The sequence below is a fragment of the Kitasatospora sp. NPDC001664 genome (assembly GCF_053596675.1).
The window spans coordinates 1-3,876 of record NZ_JBSFGS010000081.1 but is presented as its reverse complement, the minus strand read 5'-3'; the positions used below and the strand labels follow the sequence as shown (position 1 = coordinate 3,876).

At 70.4% G+C, this 3,876-nt stretch carries 4 protein-coding genes and 1 pseudogene; 2 read left to right on the top strand and 3 right to left on the bottom strand.

What is annotated here, in order from left to right:
* From ACWCYY_RS40690 to ACWCYY_RS40680, 3 genes and pseudogenes are all read right to left on the bottom strand, one after another.
* A pseudogene (locus ACWCYY_RS40690) lies at positions 1-337 on the bottom strand (hypothetical protein); the annotation flags it as partial.
* Between the two features lie 114 nt (positions 338-451).
* Entirely contained in the window at positions 452-787 is a 336-nt protein-coding gene (locus tag ACWCYY_RS40685; RefSeq protein WP_449798963.1) for a hypothetical protein, read from the bottom strand.
* 90 nt (positions 788-877) lie between these two features.
* Positions 878-1,273 (bottom strand): hypothetical protein, encoded by a 396-nt coding sequence (locus ACWCYY_RS40680; protein ID WP_449798962.1) that lies wholly within the window; start codon positions 1,271-1,273, stop codon positions 878-880.
* Between the two features lie 438 nt (positions 1,274-1,711).
* Here ACWCYY_RS40680 and ACWCYY_RS40675 point away from each other — a divergent pair, with 438 nt between their 5' ends.
* Together ACWCYY_RS40675 and ACWCYY_RS40670 are read left to right on the top strand one after the other, a co-directional pair.
* Positions 1,712-2,542 carry a hypothetical protein gene (locus ACWCYY_RS40675; RefSeq protein ID WP_449798961.1) on the top strand — a complete coding sequence of 277 codons (831 nt, stop codon included), beginning with the start codon at positions 1,712-1,714 and terminating at the stop codon, positions 2,540-2,542.
* Positions 2,543-3,333: 791 nt separating this feature from the next.
* Positions 3,334-3,747, top strand: coding sequence for a transposase (locus ACWCYY_RS40670; protein WP_449798960.1), 414 nt, complete (start codon positions 3,334-3,336; stop codon positions 3,745-3,747).
* Positions 3,748-3,876 lie beyond the last annotated feature (129 nt).

Here is a 3,876-nt window from a genome sequence, read left to right as displayed (position 1 = left end):
CGTCTAGCGTCGTGAACACCGACTCATAGGCCACTGCCCGAGCCAGGAGAACCAGGTCGGCCCGGTCCGCGCCGGCGGCAAGGAGCCGCTTGGCGTCTGGGAGTTGATCGAGCGCATCCGGGTCGGCCCAGTCGTCGATCGGACTACGCCACAGGCTTCGCAGCAGTATGAACCGGGCGAGCTGCGGCAGGTCCTCGCTCAACTCCGACTTGACCCAGTCCGCGGCGTCAGCCGCACCAAGAGCGTCGAACTGGGCGCGCAACGACAGTGCCAAGGCCTGTGACTTGGCATCCAGGCCGTTCAGCCACGCCTGCCACGCTGTTTGGGGATTACTCACCGCACCAGCATGCCCCATGGCTACCACGGGCTGACCAGGAGGCCCGCGCCGATCACGAAACTCGCGCCAGAGCCAACTCCTACTGTCCCTTGACACCCCCGCCCCGAGGCCGCCTCAGCCCACCAAGTGAGACACCGTCACAACGGCGGCCGCACCGACCACGGCCCCCGAGGCCAGAGCGGCGACAGCGGCTGCCCGACCGACCCCCCGCTCGAAAGGGACGTTCGGCGCGACCCGGTGCAGCAACGGCGCCACCACCGCGATGAGACCGAAACCGGCACCCAGGCGCCAGTACATCCCGCCCGCGCACCCGCCGCGAAAGCGCCCCCCGCACCCGCCCGGCTCCGCGGCGAACCCCATCACCACCAAGACCAGCGCGACCCCGTACACCGCGCCGAACAGCATCGTCGCCAGGAAGTCCGCACGCTTCACCCCGCCGTCATCCATCACGCCGCCCCCTCGTACCCCAGCTCGATCCGGACACCCGGACAGACCGACCTCCATGCTTCGACGCGCTGCCGCTGCGCCCGTCCGGGCGTTTCAGTACCAGACGCCGAGGACGAACCAGCCCGCGAAGAACAGGAACAGCAGCAGGGACCAGATCGCCTCGACGAACGGATCCTCGCGAAACCGCCGCGGCCTGCGCGGGTCGAAGCGGAGCACCACCCACCCGTCCCTGCGCTTCTCCTTCGTGGAGCCCAGCTCGACCCTCACCGGCTCGCCGCCGAGCGGAGTGAACTCGACGGTCGCGTGGAACAGCGAGCCCCCGTGACCGTCCGGCTTCTCACACTGGTCGATCACCCTCGCCTCGGCCCAGACCCCGCGCAGGCCCACCTGGATACCACCCCACATCAAGACCAGGCAGCCCACGGCGCCACCGCCACCGACGACGATCATCGCCGCCCGCCCGACCAGAGTCCCCCACTCGTCGATCATGCGGGCAGCGTAGTACTACTGAGCGGGCACACGGCGTGGCGGCCGGAGGGCACGGGCCGAACTGGAGGCGGCCGTGCAGCTGCTCGGCCTGGTCCGCTCCGAGACAGGTTCAACGGCCCGGGCCGGGGGGGCACCGGGCGAACCGGTGCGCGGCACGCGATCGCCGTCCACAAGACGGCCTGCGGCACCGCTCCGGGGTGCCCCGGTGGGGTCGACGTGCTCGCAGAGCGGGTCATCGAGGTCGGGTACGTGCCGGCGAAAGGTGCCCGGACGCTGTGCGGCGGGCCCCTCGGATCAGGGTGCCGATGCTGATGTCGAGGGTCGACCGCTCCACACCGAGCTCTACCGGGCCAAGGCCCAAGTGTGCCTTGGCTGGATGTCCTGCCCTCTGGCGAAATGGGGCTACACCACGGGCAGATCACCCCTACGATCACGGGCATGTCGATCACGTCACCGATACCGGTCCTGCGGGGTGACCAGGACGCCGTCCTCCGTTTCGACGGCGACGCCCTGGTCCTGAACCGGCCCCACGAGCAGCTGCGCATCCCGCTGGCGGCGGTCCGTGGGGTACGTGCCGAGGGCCGGTCGGTGAGCGTCGAGCTCGCCGCTGGAGCCGGAGCCGGAGCCGGAGCCGCGACGGCCGTCCACCGGATCACGGGGGTGAGCGGCGCCGCCGCCGCGGTCTTCGCCGCCGCCGTGACCACGGCATTGCCCGAACACGCGGACGGGTACGCCGCCGTCGTCTCGAGCATCGTGGCCGAGCCGCGGCAGGACCGCCGGATCCGCCTGCTCAAGCGCTGGGCGATGGTGGCCGGCCTGGTGGTGACGGCGGTGGCCGTCACCGCCGGCACCGCCACGGGCGGCCTCACCGGTATCGGCCTCGGCGTGATGACCCTGGTGGGCGGTGCCCTGGGCGTGGCGATGACGGCGGTCGGCCTCGGAGGGCTGTGGCTGGCGTGCCGCCAGTGGTACCTGCCCCGCCACGGCATCACTGTCGAGGCCGAGCGGCACCCGGACCAGCGCGGGACGTATGTGTACACCGACAGCGACGGGGTGAGCCGCACCCTGTGGGCCAAGAGCGCCTCCGCCACCATTGAGGTCGCCTACTCCTCCGGGGACCCGTCGCAGGTGGTCGTCCGCCGTTCGGGACCGCGCACCGCCTGGGAAGCCGTCTTCACGCTGGGCATGACCGCCTGCGGCCTCGCCGCCCTCGCCGGAGTGGTCGTCCTGCTGGTCGCCTCCCTCCAAGGCCTCTACGTCGGCGTGTAGCGAGCAGCGCCCGAGGACGAACTCACCACAAGAATCACCGAGGTCCACCAGCACCCGCGCGGCCGCTGCGGCCCCCACACGCCCACGCTCTCCCGCTGCCCGAGGGTGGGTAGTGCAGCGGACGCCGCACCGCGCGGGCTGGAGCGGCAGGCCGGCCTGCACCCGCATGGCGCTTCTGTGACGACTCGTCTCTTGAGCTGCGGGGACTGGCTGTTGAGGTGGGCTGTCGTGGTGGTGTGGGAGCAGGACGACCCTGGTGAGATGGAGTCAGATGCTGGAAGCTTGATCGTCTTGTCTGGGGTTGCCAAGTGCCTGGTTGCTGATCTGCGGGTCTAGGTGATGTACGAGGAATCGTGAGTTGGCTGAGATCCGATGTGATCCTTCACAGGCTCACGAACAGCCCCACATCTGGGGCTTCTGCGTCGGTTGACCGGCCGTGCCGGAGCCAGTGGCACCCACCGTGCGCTCGACGGGACCTGATCCGCACCCCGCGATTGCGGCTCGGAACGATGCGAGGTCCGCCGCTACCGGCAGAGCGGTTGGGCGCGGGCGGCCCCCGGCGTCGGCCCCGCCGCTGAAGCGAGCACCACGAGGCCCAGATCGCCCTCGCCCTGCTCGCCGGCGAACCCGAGCCGCTGGACGTCTTCGGCGACACCGCCTACTCCACCGGTCCCACGCAGCGGGCCCTGCGGCAGGTACACCACCGGCTGTTCCTCAAGCCCGCCCCGCTGACAACCGCCGTCCCCGGCGGTTTCAGTCTCGACGACTTCGTCATTGGCACCGCCGGGGGCATGGTGACCTGCCCGGCCGGCCACACCGCCACACTGTCCGAACCATCCGGCCGGCACCTCCAGCGCAAGGCGGTCTTCACCGGCCAGTGCACCGCATGTCCACTACGCGAGCATTGCAGCCGGGCCAAGGCCGGGCGGATCGTCACCATCCGCCCCGACCACGACCTCATGGCCAGGGCCCGCCAGAGCGCGAACGACCCCAAATGGCAGGCCGCCTACCGCCGCTGGCGCCCACCCGTCGAACGCGCCGTGGCCTGGCTCGTCGCCCACGGCAACCGACGCCTACGACACATCGGCACCCTCAAGAACAACGCCTGGCTCCACACCCGCGCCGCCGCCCTCAACCTACGGACCCTGATCAACCTCGGACTCACCCACAACGGCACGACCTGGCAGATCCCTGCCGCCACCTGACAGCACGACCCGGATCACACCAAGATCTTCATCAGCGTTCTAGTGTCCTGAGTCCTTGATCCGTCGTTGGTCAGTGCATGGGACGTCCTGGGCCGAGGCTGGCCGAGCTGGTGTTGTCGGATCACGAGC

What these genes read in the sequence shown, in the direction of transcription:
- ACWCYY_RS40670 (WP_449798960.1), top strand. Translation starts at nt 3,334, where the DNA reads ATGGTGACCTGCCCGGCCGGCCACACCGCCACACTGTCCGAACCATCC.
- ACWCYY_RS40680 (WP_449798962.1), bottom strand. Translation starts at nt 1,273, where the DNA reads ATGATCGACGAGTGGGGGACTCTGGTCGGGCGGGCGGCGATGATCGTC.
- ACWCYY_RS40675 (WP_449798961.1), top strand. Translation starts at nt 1,712, where the DNA reads ATGTCGATCACGTCACCGATACCGGTCCTGCGGGGTGACCAGGACGCC.